Annotated in this window: 18 protein-coding genes and 2 pseudogenes; 9 read left to right on the top strand and 11 right to left on the bottom strand. The window is 48.4% G+C overall.

Going from position 1 to position 20,608, the window contains the following annotated elements; translation table 11 throughout:
- Window positions 1–100 precede the first annotated feature (100 nt).
- On the bottom strand, window positions 101–1,378 hold the full coding sequence (locus B4C70_RS03270; RefSeq protein ID WP_035408732.1) for an aminotransferase class I/II-fold pyridoxal phosphate-dependent enzyme: 1,278 nt from the start codon (window positions 1,376–1,378) through the stop codon (window positions 101–103).
- A gap of 2 nt (window positions 1,379–1,380) precedes the next feature.
- Window positions 1,381–2,622, bottom strand: coding sequence for a GTPase HflX (gene hflX / locus B4C70_RS03265; protein WP_034785946.1), 1,242 nt, complete (start codon window positions 2,620–2,622; stop codon window positions 1,381–1,383).
- Window positions 2,623–2,761: 139 nt separating this feature from the next.
- On the opposite strand from hflX, the gene B4C70_RS03260 reads away from it, so the two are divergent.
- The gene (locus B4C70_RS03260) at window positions 2,762–3,733 is read left to right on the top strand and encodes a tyrosine-type recombinase/integrase (RefSeq protein ID WP_290776934.1); all 972 of its coding nucleotides are present in this window, start codon (window positions 2,762–2,764) and stop codon (window positions 3,731–3,733) included.
- 149 nt (window positions 3,734–3,882) lie between these two features.
- Here the strand turns inward: B4C70_RS03260 and hfq are convergent, their stop codons facing one another.
- Together hfq and miaA are read right to left on the bottom strand one after the other, a co-directional pair.
- Window positions 3,883–4,131 (bottom strand): RNA chaperone Hfq, encoded by a 249-nt coding sequence (gene hfq / locus B4C70_RS03255; RefSeq protein WP_023467753.1) that lies wholly within the window; start codon window positions 4,129–4,131, stop codon window positions 3,883–3,885.
- 48 nt (window positions 4,132–4,179) lie between these two features.
- On the bottom strand, window positions 4,180–5,106 hold the full coding sequence (miaA, locus tag B4C70_RS03250; RefSeq protein ID WP_290755507.1) for a tRNA (adenosine(37)-N6)-dimethylallyltransferase MiaA: 927 nt from the start codon (window positions 5,104–5,106) through the stop codon (window positions 4,180–4,182).
- 508 nt (window positions 5,107–5,614) lie between these two features.
- Here miaA and B4C70_RS03245 point away from each other — a divergent pair.
- The gene (locus B4C70_RS03245) at window positions 5,615–6,142 is read left to right on the top strand and encodes a hypothetical protein (RefSeq protein WP_290776933.1); all 528 of its coding nucleotides are present in this window, start codon (window positions 5,615–5,617) and stop codon (window positions 6,140–6,142) included.
- Between the two features lie 35 nt (window positions 6,143–6,177).
- Here the strand turns inward: B4C70_RS03245 and B4C70_RS03240 are convergent, their stop codons facing one another.
- Together B4C70_RS03240 and B4C70_RS03235 are read right to left on the bottom strand one after the other, a co-directional pair.
- On the bottom strand, window positions 6,178–7,176 hold the full coding sequence (locus B4C70_RS03240) for an ABC transporter permease (protein WP_290776932.1): 999 nt from the start codon (window positions 7,174–7,176) through the stop codon (window positions 6,178–6,180).
- A complete protein-coding gene (locus B4C70_RS03235) occupies window positions 7,169–8,089 on the bottom strand; it encodes an ABC transporter ATP-binding protein (RefSeq protein WP_290776931.1) in 921 nt (306 codons plus the stop codon). The genes B4C70_RS03240 and B4C70_RS03235 overlap by 8 nt, the downstream gene beginning before the upstream one ends.
- 126 nt (window positions 8,090–8,215) lie before the next feature.
- On the opposite strand from B4C70_RS03235, the gene B4C70_RS03230 reads away from it, so the two are divergent.
- Complete coding sequence (locus tag B4C70_RS03230) at window positions 8,216–8,980, top strand: SGNH/GDSL hydrolase family protein (protein ID WP_290755500.1); 765 nt, start codon at window positions 8,216–8,218, stop codon at window positions 8,978–8,980.
- Window positions 8,981–9,018: 38 nt separating this feature from the next.
- On the opposite strand, the gene B4C70_RS03225 is transcribed toward B4C70_RS03230, so the two are convergent.
- Window positions 9,019–9,369 (bottom strand): DoxX family protein, encoded by a 351-nt coding sequence (locus B4C70_RS03225; RefSeq protein ID WP_035408747.1) that lies wholly within the window; start codon window positions 9,367–9,369, stop codon window positions 9,019–9,021.
- Between the two features lie 205 nt (window positions 9,370–9,574).
- Between B4C70_RS03225 and B4C70_RS03220 the strand changes: the two genes are divergently transcribed.
- Window positions 9,575–10,705 (top strand): S1C family serine protease, encoded by a 1,131-nt coding sequence (locus tag B4C70_RS03220; RefSeq protein ID WP_035408750.1) that lies wholly within the window; start codon window positions 9,575–9,577, stop codon window positions 10,703–10,705.
- Window positions 10,706–10,781: 76 nt separating this feature from the next.
- Window positions 10,782–12,029 (top strand): lysine N(6)-hydroxylase/L-ornithine N(5)-oxygenase family protein, encoded by a 1,248-nt coding sequence (locus tag B4C70_RS03215; RefSeq protein WP_290776930.1) that lies wholly within the window; start codon window positions 10,782–10,784, stop codon window positions 12,027–12,029.
- 80 nt (window positions 12,030–12,109) lie between these two features.
- On the opposite strand, the gene B4C70_RS03210 is transcribed toward B4C70_RS03215, so the two are convergent.
- On the bottom strand, window positions 12,110–12,970 hold the full coding sequence (locus tag B4C70_RS03210) for a DUF4003 family protein (protein WP_290776929.1): 861 nt from the start codon (window positions 12,968–12,970) through the stop codon (window positions 12,110–12,112).
- A gap of 124 nt (window positions 12,971–13,094) precedes the next feature.
- Window positions 13,095–14,807: pseudogene (locus B4C70_RS03205) on the bottom strand (ABC transporter ATP-binding protein).
- A gap of 194 nt (window positions 14,808–15,001) precedes the next feature.
- On the opposite strand from B4C70_RS03205, the gene B4C70_RS03200 reads away from it, so the two are divergent.
- Together B4C70_RS03200 and B4C70_RS03195 are read left to right on the top strand one after the other, a co-directional pair.
- Window positions 15,002–16,435 carry a C40 family peptidase gene (locus B4C70_RS03200; protein WP_290776928.1) on the top strand — a complete coding sequence of 478 codons (1,434 nt, stop codon included), beginning with the start codon at window positions 15,002–15,004 and terminating at the stop codon, window positions 16,433–16,435.
- An 89-nt stretch (window positions 16,436–16,524) separates the two neighbouring features.
- On the top strand, window positions 16,525–16,704 hold the full coding sequence (locus B4C70_RS03195; RefSeq protein ID WP_290776927.1) for a hypothetical protein: 180 nt from the start codon (window positions 16,525–16,527) through the stop codon (window positions 16,702–16,704).
- A 29-nt stretch (window positions 16,705–16,733) separates the two neighbouring features.
- Here B4C70_RS03195 and B4C70_RS03190 read toward each other — a convergent pair whose 3' ends face one another.
- A complete protein-coding gene (locus tag B4C70_RS03190; protein WP_290776926.1) occupies window positions 16,734–17,924 on the bottom strand; it encodes a helix-turn-helix domain-containing protein in 1,191 nt (396 codons plus the stop codon).
- A gap of 117 nt (window positions 17,925–18,041) precedes the next feature.
- Here B4C70_RS03190 and B4C70_RS03185 point away from each other — a divergent pair, with 117 nt between their 5' ends.
- Window positions 18,042–19,313 carry an MFS transporter gene (locus tag B4C70_RS03185; protein ID WP_290776925.1) on the top strand — a complete coding sequence of 424 codons (1,272 nt, stop codon included), beginning with the start codon at window positions 18,042–18,044 and terminating at the stop codon, window positions 19,311–19,313.
- 19 nt (window positions 19,314–19,332) lie between these two features.
- Here B4C70_RS03185 and B4C70_RS03180 read toward each other — a convergent pair whose 3' ends face one another.
- Window positions 19,333–20,343, bottom strand: coding sequence for an LLM class flavin-dependent oxidoreductase (locus tag B4C70_RS03180; protein WP_035408770.1), 1,011 nt, complete (start codon window positions 20,341–20,343; stop codon window positions 19,333–19,335).
- Between the two features lie 163 nt (window positions 20,344–20,506).
- On the opposite strand from B4C70_RS03180, the pseudogene B4C70_RS03175 reads away from it, so the two are divergent.
- Window positions 20,507–20,608 (top strand): annotated as a pseudogene (locus B4C70_RS03175) (general stress protein); the annotation flags it as partial.

Here is a 20,608-nt window from a genome sequence, read left to right as displayed (position 1 = left end):
GTCAGGCAACTTGTCAAGCGATGTAAGAAAAGTTAACACAACTTTTTTAATCACTTTACTCGAAGTCGTTCAGAGGTCGTTTTCACGAGATATGCTAGTATTAAACGTTTTTTTCTGGAATTAATTGTTTTTCCATCAAGTGATTGACGGCTGAGATGATCGCGATCTTGACGTGGCTATACGTTAAACCACCTTGGACGTATGCAGTATAGGGTGCACGGATCGGACCATCCGCTGACAACTCGATCGATGAGCCTTGTACGAACGTTCCTGCTGCCATGATGACATCGTCCGCATATCCCGGCATATAATCCGGAATCGGTAACGCGTGCGCATTGACGGGTGAAGCAGCTTGGATCGCCTGACAGAAGGCAATCATCGGCTCCGGCGCATGGAACGAGACCGATTGAATCAAATCCGTCCGTTCTGCCGTATGGTGCGGTGCCGTGTCAAAGCCGAACTGACCGAGCATGCTTGACGTGAACATCGCACCCATCAACGCTTGGCTAACCGTATGTGGTGCCATATAGAAACCTTGATACATATCCGGAAGTGCGGATAACGATGGACCGGCTTCGGCGCCAATCCCTGGCGTCGTCATCCGAAACGATGCCCGTTCGATCAAGTCCGTTCGACCGACGAGATAACCGCCAGTCTTCGCAAGACCACCACCCGGATTCTTAATCAACGACCCTGCCATCAAGTCCGCCCCGACGTGCGTCGGTTCGATCGTCTCGACGAATTCACCATAGCAGTTATCGACGAAAATCAAGACATGGGGATGAGCGTCTTTGATGGCGGCGATTGCTTCACCGATTTCATTAACCGGTAGACTGCGTCGCGTCGCATACCCTTTTGAACGCTGAATCCCGACGACCTTCGTCTGCGGTGTGATCCGTTCGAGAACGGCCGGTACGTCGATCGTCTCGGCGTTTTTCATCTCGACGACATCATAGTGGACGCCCAGTTCCTTTAATGAACCGCGTCCGTCACCACGAATTCCGACGATCTCTTCGAGCGTGTCGTATGGTTTTCCTGTGATATAGAGCAGTTCATCGCCCGGCAACAATAAACCGAACAATGCGATACCGATCGCGTGGGTGCCGCTGATGATTTGTGGACGACAAAGACCGGCTTCCGCACCGAAGACGTCGGCATAGATGCGTTCGAGCGTATCGCGTCCTTCATCGTTGTAGCCATAGCCTGTTGACGGCATGAAATGAAAATCACTGACCTTGTGACGTCGGAACGCATCGAGGACACGGAATTGATTGTATTCCGCGACCTCTTGCGCCTTCTTGACGTACGGAGCGATCTGTTCCTCCGCCCGGTCAATGAGCGGACGAAGCGTTTCGTAATGGGTTAATTCTGAAAACATGTTTACACCTCGTATTGTTTCAATGTCGCGTATAGACGCGTATCTTTACGCAAGTAACCTTTTAGAATGACAGAACCATCTTCTTCGAACGATTCCTTCAAGTTCATCATGACTTCCTTTGCCGGATTGTAATGAGCAAAACCATCAACCGGGATGCGGATCTCGAGATACTCGAGGATCTCACTGATTGAACGTTCGATCTCTTCAATCAAACGCTCGATGTCCTGCGGATCAAGTGCAGAGATCAACAGTTTCCCGCCTGTAAACAAGCGGTTCAGCTGATCCTTCTTGTTGTAGACTTCTAGCTGCGGGATGTCACCGGCACCGAGTTCATCGAGAACATCGTTCGTCGTCTGCATCTGATTCAAATAATGCTCACTCGACGCATCAACGACGTGGAGGATCAAGTCCGCTTCCAGCACTTCCTCGAGGGTCGAGCGGAACGCTGCGATCAACTTCGTCGGAAGATCTTGGATGAAACCGACCGTATCCGTCAGGAGGATTTGCCCACCTTCCGGCAAATCAACTTGACGTGTCAACGGATCGAGCGTCGCGAACAACTCATCCTTCTCGTATGTGTCGGCTTGAGTCAACCGGTTGAAGATCGTGGATTTGCCAGCATTCGTATAACCAACGAGTGCGATTTGGAACGTCTGGTTCTCTTTGCGACGTTCCCGGTAACGGGCACGATGCGCGACGGATGTCTCGAGTTGTTTCGAAATCTCATCGACGCGGCGCCGGATATGACGACGATCCGTCTCGAGTTTCGACTCACCTGGTCCACGTGTTCCAATTCCGCCACCAAGACGTGACAGTTGTGTTCCCTGCCCGGCAAGACGTGGCAACAGATAACTCATCTGTGCCAGTTCGACCTGCAATTTCCCTTCGCGTGACTGGGCACGTCCAGCGAAGATATCGAGGATCAACTGCGTCCGGTCGATCAACTTGATCGCTTCCGGGTCTGATAAGGCAATCCGGATATTTTTCATTTGACCGGGCGTGACTTCAGCATTGAATATGATTAAATCAGGTTCAAGTTCGTCTGCTAACGCAACGAGTTCCTCAACCTTTCCTTTTCCGATGAACGTACGGCGGTCAATCGCTTGTCGTTTTTGATCCAAACGACCGACGACGACACCATGCGCAGTCGTTACGAGTGCTTCGAGCTCCGCGACCGATTCTTCATAGACATGATCCGGGACACCGGGGAGCTGGCAACCAACGACGATGACGCGTTCTGACATAATATCATTCCTTTCACGAGTAAAGACGTACTGCGCCCCTTATCATACCACAGCCACCGGTTCGTCTGAACTTTTTTGGACAGGAAACATCCGTTCGGTTTATGATGGAAGAAACACCATTACGAAAGGGAGGAAAACGATGGCACGCGAACAGTCGTATACGCTTCCAGATTTCATTGAACGCTACCTATTTTATTTAACGACAAGCGGACGACAACTTTCGACCGTCCGGCGCTATCGGTACGATTTAATCGAAGTCCACCGCTATATGACGGATGTCGATCAACCACTTGAGACGATCGATGATTTCAAGGCGATTTCGATCGAGACGTGGAAGACGTTCATCAATGAGTACTTGATCGAAGAGAAACTCTACCAACAAGCGACGGTCGCCCGAATCGTCACCGTCATCAATCAAGTCAATTATCAAATTCGACAAACGAAGACGAAACTGATTGAATACGCACAACCGACGCACGAATTAACGGCAAAACACGTCGCTTCCTTTAAGGAATACGAGCAACTCGTCCGAACGAATCAATCCGATCGCGGCTTGACGGAACATCAATTGAAAGCCCGTCCGTATTTGATCGATCGAAACGAACTCATTCTCCGCCTGTTTTATCGCTACGGTTTACGCGTCCATCACATCATCGGCTTAAAGATGCACGATCTCAACTTCGCCCAGCAAGAGATGACCGTCCACGATCGACTCGGCAACCGCTACCTGCTCCATCTCGAGCGGGAAGATCAAGATATCATGTTGCGTTACTTGAAGACGATTCCGGAGCCAGTCCGCCCCCGTTATCACAGCACTGACCCCTTTTTCGTCGCCTTCGACTTCGCCCGGATGACATTCCGCTGGGTTTACAGTAAGAATGCACCGAAGCAATTGTCGATCGTCATGATCACGAAGATGATGCGTCAGCTGAATGAACGGTCGGACAACAAGCGGGTCTTGACACCGTCGATGTTACGCAACAGCTTCATCCTAAAAACGTATCAGGACGAGATGACGAAGGAAGAACGCCTGCAGAAGACGTGTCTTTATAAGGATGTCTCGCTTCGACGTTATGAAGAGGCGGTCGAGGAACTGACACCATTACTGTAATGACACATTTACGCTGAAAGTGAAGTAGCTGTCATTTTTCACTTCACTTGCGAAGCGTCATTCTTCTTTCGTTATTCGTCTCGAATTTTTAATACGACCCACACCTGAATGAAACCTAAAAAAAGACGACCCCCCGGTCGTCTTTTTCATTAGCGAGAAACTTCTTGCGTCTCTTCTTGCTCATATAACGTCACGTTGCGCGCTGGTGCGAACGTCGAGATCGCGTGTTTGTAGATTAATTGCTGTTTGCCTTCTGACTCCAAAATGACCGTGAAGTTATCAAATGACTTGATCAGCCCCCGTAATTGATACCCGCTGATTAAGAAAACCGTCGTTGGGACTGCATCTTTCCGTAATTGATTTAAAAAGACATCCTGAATGTTGTATGTCGCTTTCATGATTCCCCGTGCCCCCTCTTTTTATCTGTTTCTGTCTTCGGGCAACTCTTATTTAACCGCTTTCAGAAACTCTACAGTTCTATCATAGATAATTTTGAACGTTTCTTCAAATGAAAACTTTCCCATATCTACCCAAACGCCATCAAATTGATGACGGAACCAGGTCAATTGACGTTTGGCGAAGCGTCGTGTGTTCCGTTTTAGCATGTCAACAGCAGGATCGAGTGGTGCTCCGTCAAGAACAGGTAACATCTCTTTATAACCAATCGCTTGCAACGCCTTCGTCTGTCGATACCCGGCAGCGTCCAGACGCGCCACTTCCTCTAGAAGGCCACTGTCGACCATCATGTCTACCCGCTGATCAATCCGGTCATACAAACGATCCCGGTCTTTCATGTGTAAAACGAACAGCAAACTCTCGTAAAGTGCGGGTTGACTGCCAGTCGTTTGCGTCTGACCAGTCCGCGCGACCTCGATCGCCCGAACGACCCGCTGGATGTTATTCGGATGAATCGCTTCTGCGCGCACCGGATCGAGTTCTTTTAACTGATCATGTAGTGCAGTTGCTCCATGTGTCGCCGCATACGCTTCGAGTTCAGTCCGTAGGGCTGGATCTTCTGCCTGCTCAGTAAACTGGTAATCATATAAAATCGATCGGATGTAAAGACCTGTTCCGCCGACGATGATTGGTAACTTACCACGGCTTGCGATCTCATCAATCGTCGCTCGGGCAACCGTCTGAAAACGGGCTACACTCATCTCGTCGTCCGGTGTGACGAGATCTAGCAGATGATGCGGCACTCCTTCCATCTCTTCGGTCGTCACTTTTGCCGATCCGATGTCCATCCCTTGATAGACTTGAACCGAATCTCCGGATAAGACCTCTCCGTTTAGTCGTTTTGCGAGTTCAATGCCTGTCTTCGTTTTTCCGACTGCCGTCGGTCCGACGATGACGATAACTGGTTGTTTCTTCATTCTGCTTCACCCATTCTTTATCTTTTCATTTTTGATTCGAGTGTACCACAGCCACTTACTCGGATTAAAAAAATCCACAAAAAAACCGCTCTCCTTGGACGGTTCCACACTTACTTGTCTTATACGCGACGGATGAAATCGTCATAGATGGCACTAAAGATGCACCATCCACAAATGACGACGCCTGTCAGCATGATGCCCCAATCTGCCATGGTCGTTCCTCCTCTAGTCATCGTTATTCTCTCTTTTGACGGTTTGAATGGTTTGTAAACCCTTTCGAGCAGGTTTGACACCAATTCTTGGAATCAGTATGATAAAAGTACGATTGGTACGTAGCGCGGAGGCTGACCTGCATCGGCTTCCTATTAGAGGCACTGCCTCTCGATTCCATGTCTTGTGTTGGCACGAGGCGACATAGGAAGATTTCCTTCTTCCACAGAACAGGTCCGGCATCATGCCCGGGCCTGTTCTGTGTGCTAGTAGATTATTTCGAAAGGAGCTGGTTCTCGTGCGCATTCATATCATTGGTGGGTCTGGTACTGGAAAAAGTACACTAGGTGCATTCATCGGACAATCGGAACGGATTGCGTGGATCGATACCGACCATTATCTCTGGAAAGATATGAAGTTCACTGAAAAACGTGACGTCTCCGAGCGATTTTCCATGTATGAAGCAGATATACTGACTTACCGTGATTACGTCGTCTCCGGTTCCGTCTTCGCCTGGCACCCGGATGGTTTCACCAATCGGGACTTGCTCGTCTTCCTGTCGCTCGACGAATCGCTCCGGATGGAACGGCTCATCGCACGCGAAGCAGCACGTTATCCTGACTTTTCAGGATCAAATGAGTTCCTCGACTGGTGCCGGACGTATCATACAGCGACGGACCCGAAGATGATCGGCACGTTCGCGGAACACCAACTGCAAATGGAACGGTCGGTTTCCCCTGTTCTAAAATTAGACGCTTCCATACCGACACAGCTTCAGTATCAAAAAATAATGGAAACATACGACAAATTGCCTCATAAATCATGACAAACGGGTCCCCTCTTCAGGTGGACCCGTTTGTCTTAATACATATCTTTTTGCGTGAAGTTCCAGAAGGCAACGATTAGTGCCGCGGCCGTCCAACAACCGAGGACAGCAAGCGAAAACGGAAGTGTCATCCCTTCGATCGGTGGCGCTTGACCATCAAGGTAGTTAATCAGTCCAAAGTTGACGTTGACGAGATACTTCGAACTCGTCCAGCTCGAACCGAGCGTCGTCAGTAACGTACCGGAAATCAAAACTGCCATCATGATCCCGATGCCTGTCGCCGTATTCTTGACGAGAACGGAGACCATCAAGGCAATCGTCCCGACGACCGCCGTGACGATCCAGGCTAGACCGACCGCCATCAACAGATACTCCCACATCGGTAACGTATGCACGAATTCAGTCGAGAACGTTCCGCTCGGTGAAGCTTGGAATCCGGTCAAGATCGGTGCGGTCCAGCCGTCATAACCGAGGACTATTCCGGATATCGCATAACAGACGATGACGGTCAATGCCATCAGCATCGATGTATAAAGTAACACCGTCAACCATTTCGCCATGAGGATCTTCCAACGCCGGACCGGTCGCGACAGCAACGTCTTGATCGTTCCGTCATTTTGTTCCCCGCTGACGATGTCCGCCATGATGACGATGATGAACAGCGGTAAAATCAACGTCAATCCTTGCGAGAAGAAAATCCGGATGAACGTCGGGGCTCCCGGATAATTCGGATTGATGTCGTTATCGAGATAGTATTGGTTTTGTTTTAGGTCGAATTCAAGGAACTGACGGAACTCATCTTGAATACTGCTAGAAGCAAGACGGTTCTGTGTATCGACGATATCTTGTTGAAGTTCAACCCGCCAATCGAGTGTTCCTTGCTTTTTGATCTGTTCTTGAATGTCTCGATACTGTGCGTACGTAAACATTGAGACGAGGACGATGAGGATGATCGCAACGACAGCAAACCGACGTTTTGAAGCGATTTTCGTCACTTCATTTCGGACGAGACCGATCATGTTCGGATTACGCAATGTGATCTCCTCCCGTCAACGTGATGAACAGATCTTCAAGCGTCTGGACTTTCCGTTCGATCGTCCAAACTTCAACACCTGCTTCAAGCAACTGCTTGTTGAGTGCCGGCGTCTTACTAGCATCCATCAAGGTATGGACCGTATTCGCATCGACGACTTCGGATACTTGGACTAAATCAGAAGTCGATAAAATCTCGTTCGCCTTGAAGGCATCGTCGACACGCCAATCAACACCAGGAGCAAGCGACTCGACCAGCTCCTTGACCGTTCCGACTTGGACGATTTTACCGTAACTCATGATCGCGACACGATCGGCGAGCATCTCGATTTCAGCGAGAATATGACTCGAGACGAGGACCGACAGTCCCGTTTCCTCGACGAGCCGGCGGATGAATTGACGCAAATCCCGAATCCCCATCGGATCGAGACCATTCGTCGGTTCGTCGAGAATCAAGACGCTTGGTCGTCCGAGTAGTGCTTGGGCGATACCGAGACGCTGACGCATCCCGAGTGAGTATGTCCGGACTTGATCGTCGACCCGCGCCGTCAAATCGACGAGATCGATGACTTCCTGAATCCTTGCCTCGTCGACATTCGGTAACATCCGGGCGAAGACTTGTAAATTTTCACGACCTGTCAAATATTTATACAACTCCGGGTTCTCAACGATCGAACCAATCCGCTCCATCGCTTGGACGAACTGTTTGCGGACATCGAAGTCACAGACTGTGATTTTACCGGACGTCGGTTTGATCAGTCCGACGAGCATCCGGATCGTCGTCGTTTTCCCTGCCCCGTTCGGTCCAAGGAATCCGAAGACCTCACCCGGTTGAATTTCAAACGAGATATTATCGATGATCGTTTTTTTTCCGATCACCTTTGTTACACCTTCTAATTTAACTGTTGGTTTCACGTCTCTCACCTCTTATTGTCTATTCTAGCGGAATAATGAATCATTTGACTTGTCAGAACACTTCATTTCCGCACATTCTTTCTACATTTGCTACAATCAGGATAGAACCTAGAAGGAGGAACGTTCATGAAGCGATTACGCTGGTCCCTGTTTTTAACCGTTTCACTCTTACTGACCGCGCTGTTTGGTTACGGTTTCGTCAACGCCTATAGTGATGTCGTCAATCCACCGAAGCGTGCCGTCCTCACACCAACGAAGGAAGAACCTGTCAAAAAAGGCGGAACGTACGTCGCGCTTGGTGATTCCTTGACGCGTGGTGTCGGAGCATCTAACGGAAATAGTTATGCTGCTCTTGTCGGACGTGACCTTGTCAAAGCGAACACGGTCGAGCGTTTTCAGAATCTTGCCGTCAGTGGTGCCCGGACGGAAAATTTATTAAAACAACTCAAACAAAAAGAAGTCCTACGCTCAGTCAGTCAAGCGAAAGTCATCTCGGTGACGATCGGCGGAAATGACTTGTTCAATCGTGGCGAAGGTGTCACGAATTTCGATGCAAAGAAAACGGCCGCGACGATTACGACGGCTCAAGACAACTTAAGAAAGACGTTCCGGATTCTGCGCGAACAAAATCCGGATGCTGTCATCTTCTACGTCGGACTTTATAATCCTTTCCGGGCAACGGAAAACGGTGAGGCGTTCGATGCGATCGTGCAAGACTGGAATGCTAAATCCCGGACGCTCGGGATTGAATATGACGTCGAAATCATCGACACATTCAATCTCGTTCGCGACGTCAAACGTGATTTATCAAGCGATCAGTTCCATCCGAACGACTCTACCTATGAAGAGATCGCAAAAGCCGCATTACTTGCTGTCAATAAACGTTTCTAAAACAAAAAGCCGCCATTTCGGCGGCTTTTTGTTCCGATTCATTTCAGGCGTTTGGCCAAGGCGATCAGTCCCCATTGAAGCGGCAAACGTGTCCAGAGCAACCATGATGGAAGGCGCTTCCCATTGACCGGCTTCGGATTGACGGCCATATTGACGTTTGCCGGTAAGACCGCGTACAAAAAGGCCGGAAGCGTCTTACGAACGAGATGTACTCCTTTTCCTGTCAACAGCATGAGACCATAAGCGATCTCGATCACACCCGTTACTTGGACGAAAAAGCGCTTAAACGGAATGAACGACGGCATGATGCTGACAAACCCTTTCTCGTTGCGGAAATGACCAACTCCCGCAAACAATAATCCTGCTCCATAGACTAGACGTAATAGCATGATCATTCACTCTCTCTTTCCACTTTACGGATTCATTCGAAACAGCTTCAGTGTATCGAACTGATCCGACTATCTCAACTTTTAGAAATTGTCGTCGAATTATGGGGAATGATGAGTCATTTCGGAATGTCTCCCGTAATCAGGTGATAAGTCACTTCATTTGCTATGATGAAGTCAGAAATCATACAGGAAGGGATGACGACTTATGGCTGGAAAAACAAAAGGACTTTTACCTGGATTGACTGGAGGAATCATCGGTGCCGTTCTGACGGCAACGATCGCGTTTCCGATTTTACTCGATCAAGAGCAACAGGTCGCGGACACACCACTCTCAAACGGAATGCCAAAACAAGTCTCGACGACGTCGAATGATCCAGTGACGAATGCAGTCGCCACTGCTCAAAAATCCGTTGTAACGGTGACGAATTATCAAACCGGTAATGCGATGTCGCAAAAAGAAGCAGCTGCCGGCTCGGGATCTGGTGTCATTTATAAAAAAGAGAATGGAAAAGCATACATCATTACGAACCACCACGTCGTCGATGGCGCGTCAAAACTTGATGTCACACTTAACAACGGTAAAACACTTCAAGCCAAATTACTCGGTAGTGACGAAACGTATGACTTAGCCGTGTTAGAAGTCGACGCAAACGACGTTCCAGGCGTCATCACACTCGGGAAATCGGCTGACTTAAAAGCCGGACAGACTGTCCTTGCGATTGGTAATCCACTTGGTGAATTCCAAAATTCCGTTACCCGCGGAATCGTCAGTTCGAAAGACCGGACTGTACCGGTCGATACGAATAACGATGGACAAGACGACTTTAATACAACGGTCATCCAGACGGATGCCGCGATCAATCCTGGTAACTCAGGCGGTGCCTTGATCAATGAACAAGGACAACTCGTCGGTATCAACTCGATGAAAATTGCCGAGTCGGGTGTTGAAGGTGTCGGTTTCAGTATTCCAATCGATGATGCATTACCAATCCTTAAACAACTTGAGACGAACGGTAAAGTCGAACATCCGACACTCGGTGTTTCCTTACAAGATGTGGCGGCGTTCCCTGCTGGATATTTAAAAGATCAAGTTAACTTACCAGACAGTCAAAAAACAGGTGTCGTCGTCATGTCAGTCGAACCGAACAGTCCAGCTGCTGCGGCTAAACTGAAAACAGGTGACGTGATCACGAAAATCAACGACTCCGAGATTAAAGGATTCGTCGATATCAAAACGGCACTCATCAAATCAGACGGTCCACTCTCACTGACAATCATCCGTGACGGAAAAACGATGACGGTCGAGACGAAAACAACGACGACCGACCAGCTGTAAACTTCAGCCTGACGTTTCGTCCGCCTTCCTTTTCGGGTATTGTTTTAGAACAATATCGAATTGGGAGGCTTTTTCTATGTATGACTTAATCGGCATCGGCATTGGTCCGATGAATTTAGGGTTGAGCGCACTGGCTCATCCGACAGATTTAAAAACGTTATTTTTTGACGAAAGCGAACAATTCTCATGGCATCCCGGCATGATGATTCAGGATTCGATGATGCAGACAAGCTTCATCTCCGATCTCGTCACACTTGCTGATCCGACGAGCGCATTTTCTTACCTTAATTACTTACGATCGATCCAACGTCTCCACACGTTTTACTTCTATGAAAAACTTCTGATTTCAAGACAAGGTTACAATGATTACTTACGCTGGGTGGCGACACAGCTTAATGATTTACGATTTTCAACCCGCGTCGTCGATGTGCAAGATACCGGTGATAGTTTTGAGGTCCTCGTCGAAGATGTCACAACCGGGAAACGGGAAACGTTCGAAGCACGGAACGTCGTCATCGGTACTGGCTCAAAGCCCACGATTCCAGACACGTTTGACGAGCGTGTCATTCACAATACACAGTATGTCATGAACAAGGCAGAACTGTTGCAGCGCAAAAAAATCAGTATCGTCGGCTCCGGTCAAAGTGCCGCCGAGATCTTCCTTGATCTTTTGACGACACCTGCTCCAGAGCGTCCTGAACTCGAATGGATTGCGCGTTCGACACTGTTTGAGACACTCGAGACCGGTAAACTCGGAGAAGAAATTTTTTCACCGAGCTATGTGATGTATTTCAACCAACTCCCACTCAAAGTAAGACAAGAGTCGGTCAAGAAATTCGCCCGGTCTCAGAACGGCATCAGTCCAGAGACCCTGCAATCGATCTATGCCCACCTCTATGATTTGACGGAAGAAGAACAGCAACAAGTCGCGATTCGCGCAAATCTTGAAGTGAAAAAGATTACCTATGACGAACGGTTCACGATCGCGATGCAACATCAAGAGCTCGAAGATGAACGCTCGTCTAAAACAGATGCTGTCATCGCGGCAACCGGCTTTTCGCCATCCCTTCCAAGCTTCATTGATCGACTCGATATCGTGTTCGAAGCACCCAACGCTTGGAAAGTCGACGCAGACTATCAAATCGTGCGTTCCGTCGAGACGGCGCATCATCTTTACGCAACCGCTAATTTAGAGCTGTCACATGGTCCAGCAGCTGATAATCTCGGCATGTCTGTTTCGCGGAATCAGTTGATCTTGAACGCTGTCGCCGGTACGGAACTTTATCCGGTCGAACAACATGCGACGTTTACGACGTTTGATTAAGTCAGATGAGCATACAGTAAAACGGACGAGGTATGGTGCGCACCATACCTCGTCCGTTTTGTCTATTTCAATGCTTCACGTCACGGTTTTTTCGTTAGTTCTAGTGCAGCCAGTAACAATAACGTAGCTTGCACCCGTGTCACACCTGATTTAGCTAGTAACAGATGAAAGGCAATCAACCAGTTGACCTCGTCTGAAAATCGATTCCGTGCCCGCTCCCGGTCGACGATCCGGGTCACGTAAATCCAGTCGACACGTTCCATTGTAGGCAGTAACGCAAGAATCGGCATTAAACGATCCCAAATAATGATTTCTCTTCGCTCTAACAGTTCCCGCCAAGCAACGATTCGTTCTTGTTGCGCTGACGCATCCGGATGCGCTGCTAAGATCTGCGCCGTAATGACACGTTCACTCGTCCGTTCCATATATTGCGCAAGCCACTCTTCAAACGTATCAACGCGTTCTAAAAACGTATCTGGTAGTGGGTGCTGTTCAAGCAAGGTCGATGTCACGACGTATTGTTTCGCGGCATTTAGATGAGGTCGTGTCGCATGCAAGCGCTCCATGTAAGGGAACGCATCAATCACTTGTCGCCGGTTCAGCACTTCGTTGAGTGCAAAAAATGGGCGGACTCCTTTATCACGAATCAAGCGATGTTTAATCTTCTTTTCCGCGACGATGATTTCTTCGATGAGAACATCGGGATCCGTGCTATTCAATTGAACATGGGCGACAAGTAACGGTGTATAGCGGCTCCGAAGTGCTGAAAAACGCGACGTCTTATGTTTGATCGTCCGCATCAGCCGTTCGTAGACATTCTGTTCAAAAACGGTATCATGAATCGTGTAGGACAGCGCAAAAAAACGATGGAAATCATGTGACGATTCCTCCCGTAAGACGGGATAACTCTCATCATAGTTCTCACAGAATTGACCGTACATCCTTCCACCTCGCCTTCTTTTCTATAAATCGTTTTCCCTAAAATTGGTTTGTACAACCTTATTTTTAGACGAACAAAAAAAGGCGACAGAACATGTCCGTCGCCTCTCATTCTTTCAATTTGATTCAAACTCGTTGTCTCTCTAACAGACGGGAGAAGTAACCACCTTGATCCATTAGTTCATCATGCGAGCCTTCTTCGACGATGCCGTCCTTCGTGACGACGAAAATCTTATCGGCATTTCGAATCGTTGCTAAACGGTGGGCGATAACGAGCGTCGTCCGGTTCTCAGACAGCTCGGCAAGCGATTCTTGAATCAGTGCTTCCGTTTCTGTATCAAGGGCAGACGTCGCTTCATCAAGAATCAGAATCGGCGGGTTCTTCAGGAACATCCGCGCGATGGCGAGTCGTTGCTTTTGTCCACCCGACAATTTGAGTCCCCGTTCGCCGATTTGTGTCGCATACCCATCAGGTAGATCCGCGATCATCGGACCGAGATGGGCACGTTCTGCCGCTTGCACGATGTCTTCGTGCGTCGCATTCAAATCACCGTAGGCGATGTTTTCAGCGATCGTCCCTGAGAACAAAAAGACATCTTGCTGGACGATCCCGATTTGTTGTCGCAGAGACTCCTTCGTCATCTGCCGAATATCGATTCCGTCAATCGTGATTGCGCCATCTAGAACATCGTAAAAACGTGGAATCAACGAACAGATCGTCGTCTTCCCTGCCCCGGACGTTCCGACGAATGCGACCGTCTGACCAGGTTCGACCGTCAGATTGATGTGTTCTAAGATTAGACGATCCGCTTCATATCCGAATGCGACATCCTTGAACGTGATGCCACCGTTCAAGCGATCAACAACGAGCGCATCTGGCGCATCAGGTAAAGATGCATCTTCATCAATCATCGAAAGGAACCGCTTAAAGCCAGCCATCCCTTTCGGATACATCTCAAGCAATGCCGTAATCTTATCGATTGGCTTCAATAAGATATTCATGTAGAGAATGAAGCCGACGAGTTCTCCTGCCGTTAAGGCTTCGCGATGTGTCAAGTACGCACCGACGACTAAGACGGCAAGTGTCATCAAACGAGTCGTCAAGTAGATGCCGGACAGGCTCTTACTCATGACCTTGTAGGCATTGATCTTCGACTGACGGAACGTCGCGTTGTCTTTTTCAAAACGCTCGATTTCGTAAGCTTCGTTCGTGAACGACTGGACGACACGGACACCGGAAACACTGTCCTCGACGCGTGAATTGACTTCCGCGATATTACCGTACATCCGGTCCCATGATTTATTCATCCGGACGTTCGCATAGCTGATCAGCCAGATCAGGAATGGTACGGCGATGATCGTCACGAGGGCAAGCGGCACATTGATCGTCAACATGATCGAGAATGCACCAAGCAAGGTCATGACGGCAATGAACGCATCTTCCGGACCATGATGGGCTAGTTCCCCGATATCAAACAAATCATTCGTGATCCGGCTCATGATATGACCCGTCTTCGTATTGTCAAAGAAACGAAACGACTGTTTCTGGACATGACTAAACAACTGACGACGCATATCGGTCTCGATGTTAATCCCGAGCTTATGTCCGAAATAGTTGACGACGAATTGCATCAGCGTACTGATGACGTAGAGCGCTAATAATCCGACGCTGACGAGGATGATTCAGTTCATCTCACCGTTTGGCAACAAGGAGTCGATGAACCACTGGACTGCGAGTGGAAAAGCAAGTTCTAATACCCCGACGAATAAGGCAGATATGAAATCGAGCCAGAATAAACGTTTATGTGGGATATAATATTGATAAAAACGGTGTAACATGTGTAGCCTCCTTCCGAGTACTTCTAGTGTACTTGAACTTTTTTGAAAATACTCCTTCTACCTGTTCATTTTTTGAAAAACGGTATTACAGTTTTCCAGACAAAAATTATATTTTTAATTCAGGGGAATCAGCACTTTTTATGACAAAATGGTAACAACGATTTTTACCTATCTCTTGGAAGGAGCTATGTCACGTGAAAAAGACCGTTCTCGCCCTCACGACGCTCGCTTTGGTCGGTACCACAATTCCGGTTTCAGCCGCGTCAACGACACTGACTTTGACGGATAACGTCAACATTCGCACGGCTGCCTCGACTTCCGCGAAGGTCATCACGACGCTAAAAAAAGGTACGAAGCTGACAGCTGTCAAGAAAGTCAACAGCTGGTATGAAATCCGCTATCAGTCGAAACCAGCTTTCATTACTTCAGCATACGTCAAAGCAACGACGGAAAAGGCTCCGACAACTACGACCTACATAACGAACACCGATGCCGTCAACGTCCGGCAAAAAGCAACGACGAGTTCGAAATCACTCGGAAAACTGGCAAAGAATACTGTCTTGACTGTTCAGAAACAATCAGGTGATTGGTACCAAATCACATATAAGAAACAAACGGCCTATGTCCATGCGACGTTAGTCAGCAAAAAGACGTCGAACGTCACGACAGATTCAAAACCACCCGCAACGACTCCCGTCAAAAAAGTCGTTAAAGCGGTTGATCGATCAAAAGTCTACACGGTTAATGCGAAGGAAGGCTTGAACGCACGGACTGCTGCAGCGACGAACGCAAAAATCTACAAGACATTACCGCATCAGACGGTTCTTGATGTCACAGGCGCCGTTGATTCATGGTACCAAGTCAAGCTTGACGGAAAAGAAGCATATGTCGCTTCGACCTATGTCAAAGCTTCAACAAAAGCATCACCACCAACAACGCCGACGACGCCTGGAGTCTCTTTGACACCAGTTGATGCCTCGAAGACGTATCGCGTCAACGCCCCAACCGGTCTGAATGTCCGTACGTTGCCTTCGACGTCGTCTAAAGTTTTCACACAAGTCGGACACGGTTCGACAGTCAATGTCACGGGTGAAACGACAGGTAAAGATAGCGGCTGGTACCAGATCAAGATCGGAACGGGTCTCTACTACGTCGCGAAGAGTTACATCACGACGGGATCCGTCACGACGACGCCTCCGGTCACTCCGACGACACCACCTGTGACGACCGTTCCCGGTTCGACATTGATGGAACGTGCGATTTCGATTGGGCAACAATATCTCGGAACACCATACGTTTGGGGATCTAGTAATCCAGTCAACGGTGGCTTCGACTGCTCTGGCTTCATCAACTACACGTTGAATGCCGCTGGCTATTCTGTCGGACGGACGAACGTCAACGGTTACTGGAATGATGACCGGTATCTTGGGGCGAAGCTCTCGAAACTGCGTCAACCGGCACGCGGCGATATCATCTTCTTCGAAAACACGTATGCCGCTGGTCCGACGCATATCGGCATCATGTTGAACAACGATCAGTTCATCCATGCGAACACACCATCACTCGGCATCAGTCGTCTTTCAGAACGGTACTGGACACAAAAACTGTTAGGCTTTAAATCACTTTAAGACATTTTTCATCCATCCCTTGGGGTGGATGTTTTTTTGTCTTACCGCTTCTCTTTTGGATATACTGGATATGGAAAGGATGTGTCCGCATGTCTTACAAAACACTTTATGTCCGACTTCTCTTTCCTGCCTTATTGATTTTTGGTGGCTCGATGCTCTTGCATTATATCCAGACGGGAGACGTCTATATCGATCACTTTATCGTTTCCGTCGCCGCATGCGTCTTATTGATTTTCAGAAGAACGACATCTTCACACGAACAGGCATGAAGCGCACTCGCTTCATGCCTGTTTTTTCGTCATTGAACATTAACGAACGCTTGTATCTCTCGCTCAAGATCGCCTTTGAGGCGTTCACTTTGAAGGTTATCCTTCAATCGCAAGACATCCTCCAGCCGTTCCTGACCAATCCCTCGTTGCATCGCTAGTACAAGCGTCTGTAACATCATCGCTTGGTCGAATCCACTTGCGGCAAGCCACGCATCTTGCATCTCCCATATCTTATCGACGCTCTGCTGCAGCGTCTGATTCGGTAATTCGATGCCGTTGACAAGGAGATGGACTTCGAGTTGTCCGATGTAATGTTTCGCATCATCGATCGCCACAGTGACGAGTCTTTCCCACACCATTTGCATGCCGTTCGTATCGTTTTCAAAAATCGCGATGAGTCCTTTCGTCAAATCGACTTCGATCCGTCCGACGGCAGTCGTTTCACTAAAGGCAAAAAACTGCTCCAATCGATCAAACTCTTGCCGTGATTGTTCGATTTCTCCTTCCAGATACAAAAACAGTCCAAGAAAACGTTGAAACGAAATGACATGATAATAGACATCCTTCTCCCGCATGTACTGAACCCCTTCACGCAATAAGGCAATCGCTTCTGCGTAATGATCATCAAACAAACTCGCCCGTAGCGCACGAAGGATTTGGAAATTTAAATAGGTTTTCGGCGCCAGCGGAATCTCGCGTGGTACATCCATTGCTTCGATCAGCTCGTACGCTTCCTTCGTCCGTTTGAGATTGAATAAAAAATAGACTGTCGAGATCTGAACGAGCAACTGCTCATCTTGACGACCGAGCAGTTGAAAAATTCGCTCTGCTTTCTCGTAATATGTCAAACCAAGCTCCGGGTCAGACGCTCGGAGGGCATCGCCGTATTTATGGTAGACCTGCCCTTGCCAATAGGAAGTCGTTTCCGGAACCAAGTAAGGTTCTAGAAGTTCCTGAATTTTTTCGTCTGAAAAATATGGGGTATGCCGTGAACGGATTGTTTCGATGAGTTCCCGCATCTGAACATCTCGCGGATCGAGCATTAATTCTTCGACTGTCACCTGTAATCGCCTAGCAATCGCCTGTAATGCGGGTACAGACGGTGTCGCCTTCCCATTCTCAACCATACTGAGCATCGACTTCGTGATGATACCGGTCGCAACATCCGTTTGCGTCATTTTTTTCTGTTTTCGGATCTGTTTGATACGTTCCCCTAACACACTGGTCACTCCTTTTATCATAAAAGTTAAATTATATTGAACTTTATCTTTACATTTTTCTTCCACTCCTTTATTCTACACTAAAGTTCAATAAAATTTAACTCTAAAGGAGTGAACATGATGTCATTTAATTTAAAGCGTGTCTTATTCGGAAAGTTTTGTTCGTTATTTGCGGCTAGTCTATTCACGTTCGTCGCCGGACTGACCGTCTTACGGGAAACATCGTCTGGTTTTCAGTTTGCTCTCGTCCTGCTTGCAGGATCAGTGCCACGGATTTTGCTCTCACCGATTGCTGGTGTCCTTGCTGATCGCTGGAATCGGAAACGCATCATCGTCACGACCGAGAGTCTAAGTGCACTCGTCTTATTTGGACTCTTGCTCTATTCGCTACAAGCTCCGTTACATACTATTCATTACATCGTCGCGAGTGTGCTCTTGACGAGCCTGTCGACGTTCCTGTCCGTCACCTTATCAAGCTCGTTACCGCGACTCGTAGCAGAAGAGGAGTTACAACGCGGGAACGCGCTTTTCTCGACGATTCAATCGACCTCAACGATCACTACACCACTCGTTGCGGGATTACTTATCGCCACAGTCTCCATCACGCAATTCTTGATCTTACCGTTTCTCCTGTTTGCTTCTGCCGCCTGGTGGAATAGCCGTCTCCGCTTTCTTGCAGTGGATACCTCTCCTCTGGCTACTACTAATACTCCGTCTTTCGTCTCGGAGTTTAAAGAAGGCTACCGCTATCTGTTCCGTCAACCGGTATTGACGACACTCGTCCTGATGGCGATCGTCCTGAACTTCTTTTTTGTCGCTTTCGAAATCTTGTTACCAATCGTTTTGCTCGATCGACTGCAATTCACGCCATTTCGGTTTGGATTAGTCGAGTCCGCACTGGGTGCTGGTCTTCTTGTCGCTTCGTTGCTTCTTGCCTTACCTCGCTTTACCGTGAAACGTCCGTTACGGACGATATTCGAGTCGCTCTTTTTAATCGCCTCTTGTTATGCGCTTCCTGCACTTGCCCTACTCGGCTATGTTCCATCTGCTCTACTATTACCTTTTTTCATGATTCTATTGTTCATCGACGGCATGCTCGTCTTACGGATGAACATCCCACTACAGCTCATCGTTCAAAAACAGACCGATCCAGCTTACCTCGGACGTGTCATCGGTGTCCTGGAATCGGTCGCCATGGCGATGATGCCGATTGGTACCCTATTATTTGGTTTACTGAGTGATCATGTGTCTATCATCGTGCTACTTGCAGTCGGTACAGTCGGCTTGTTCGGTGCAGCGTTATTCGGATTCTTCCGATTGCGTAAAGACATCGTATCCGAACGCATTCCAGTAGTAGACGCAAAAAACACGTCCTCCCTCACTTCGTGAGAAAGGACGTGCGTATAAATCAGACTGTCGCTTTGACAGCGTCCATGATTAATTTTAATGATTGTTGTTTTGCTTGTTTGTCTGCGATCATCGAAGCAATCATCACTTCGTCCGTTCCATATGAATCGGCAAGCTCTTGTAATTGTTTCGCAACGGATTCCGGGTTACCGACGATCATCCGTTTCCGATTTTCAGCAATCCGGAACTGATCTTGGAACGTATACGGATACGCTGCTGCTTCTTCCGGTGTCGGCGTTCCTGTTGACGAGACCCCTTTTTCGAGTAAGAGCAGAGATAAATCAAGGCTTGACGCCAAACGTTCTGCTTCTTCCGTCGTTTCGGCACATGTCACGAAGATCGAAACGAGTGTTTGTGGTGTCTCATTAAACGACGTCGCCATGAAATTATGACGATAGTAATCCATTACTTCCTGACCACCCTGTCCATTGATGAAGTGAGCAAAGGCAAATCCGAATCCGCGTTGTGCGGCGTTCAAGGCACTACCACCACTTGATCCGAGCAACCAGCCTTCTGGTGTCGTATCGACTTCTGGTGTTGCGACGAGTCCCGCGAACCGATGTCCGGCAGGTGCCCCGTCTTTCAAGTAATCAACGAGATCATCAAGTTGCTCACCATAATCAGCTCCACCAAACCGTGGCGACGAACCTTCTTGTAACGCACGCGTCGCAAGCGGCATACCGCCCGGTGCCCGACCGAGACCGAGATCAATCCGGTTCGGAGCAAGTCCTTCGAGGACACGGAAGTTCTCCGCAACTTTGTAGGCACTGTAATGTGGCAACATAACACCGCCTGAACCAAGGCGAATCTGTTTTGTCACGGCTGCCATATACGCGATCAAGACTTCCGGACTCGAACCGGCTAGTGTTTTTGCAAAGTGGTGCTCGGATACCCACAGGCGATGATAACCGAGTTCGTCCGCGATTTTCGCGAGCTCGACCGTTTCGTGTAAGGCATCAGATGGGGATTGTCCTTTAGAGACCGGGGATTGGTCTAAAATACTAAGTTTCATATATGTCTCTCCTTTTTCTTTCGAATGCGTACTTACACTGTACGCCTCCACGTTGTACCGTGCAACGAAACTGCTTCTTTCTGTCATGGGGACGTTTTTATTTTAAAATTCAGGGAACAATCCTTACGTGAGCATAAAAATCTAACGAATGAGGTGGAGCTACATGTCAACCCATACTACGAATCAAGAAGCAGTCGAAACGGTCAAGAAACTGATCGATAAAATCGAGACAGCGATGCTGACGACGATTTCAGCAGAAGGACTC

This window comes from Exiguobacterium sp. UBA5002, assembly GCF_002396765.1.
Lineage (GTDB): Bacteria > Bacillota > Bacilli > Exiguobacteriales > Exiguobacteriaceae > Exiguobacterium_A.
Note: the sequence above shows the minus strand (reverse complement) of the source record. Positions and strands in the feature narration are given on the sequence as shown.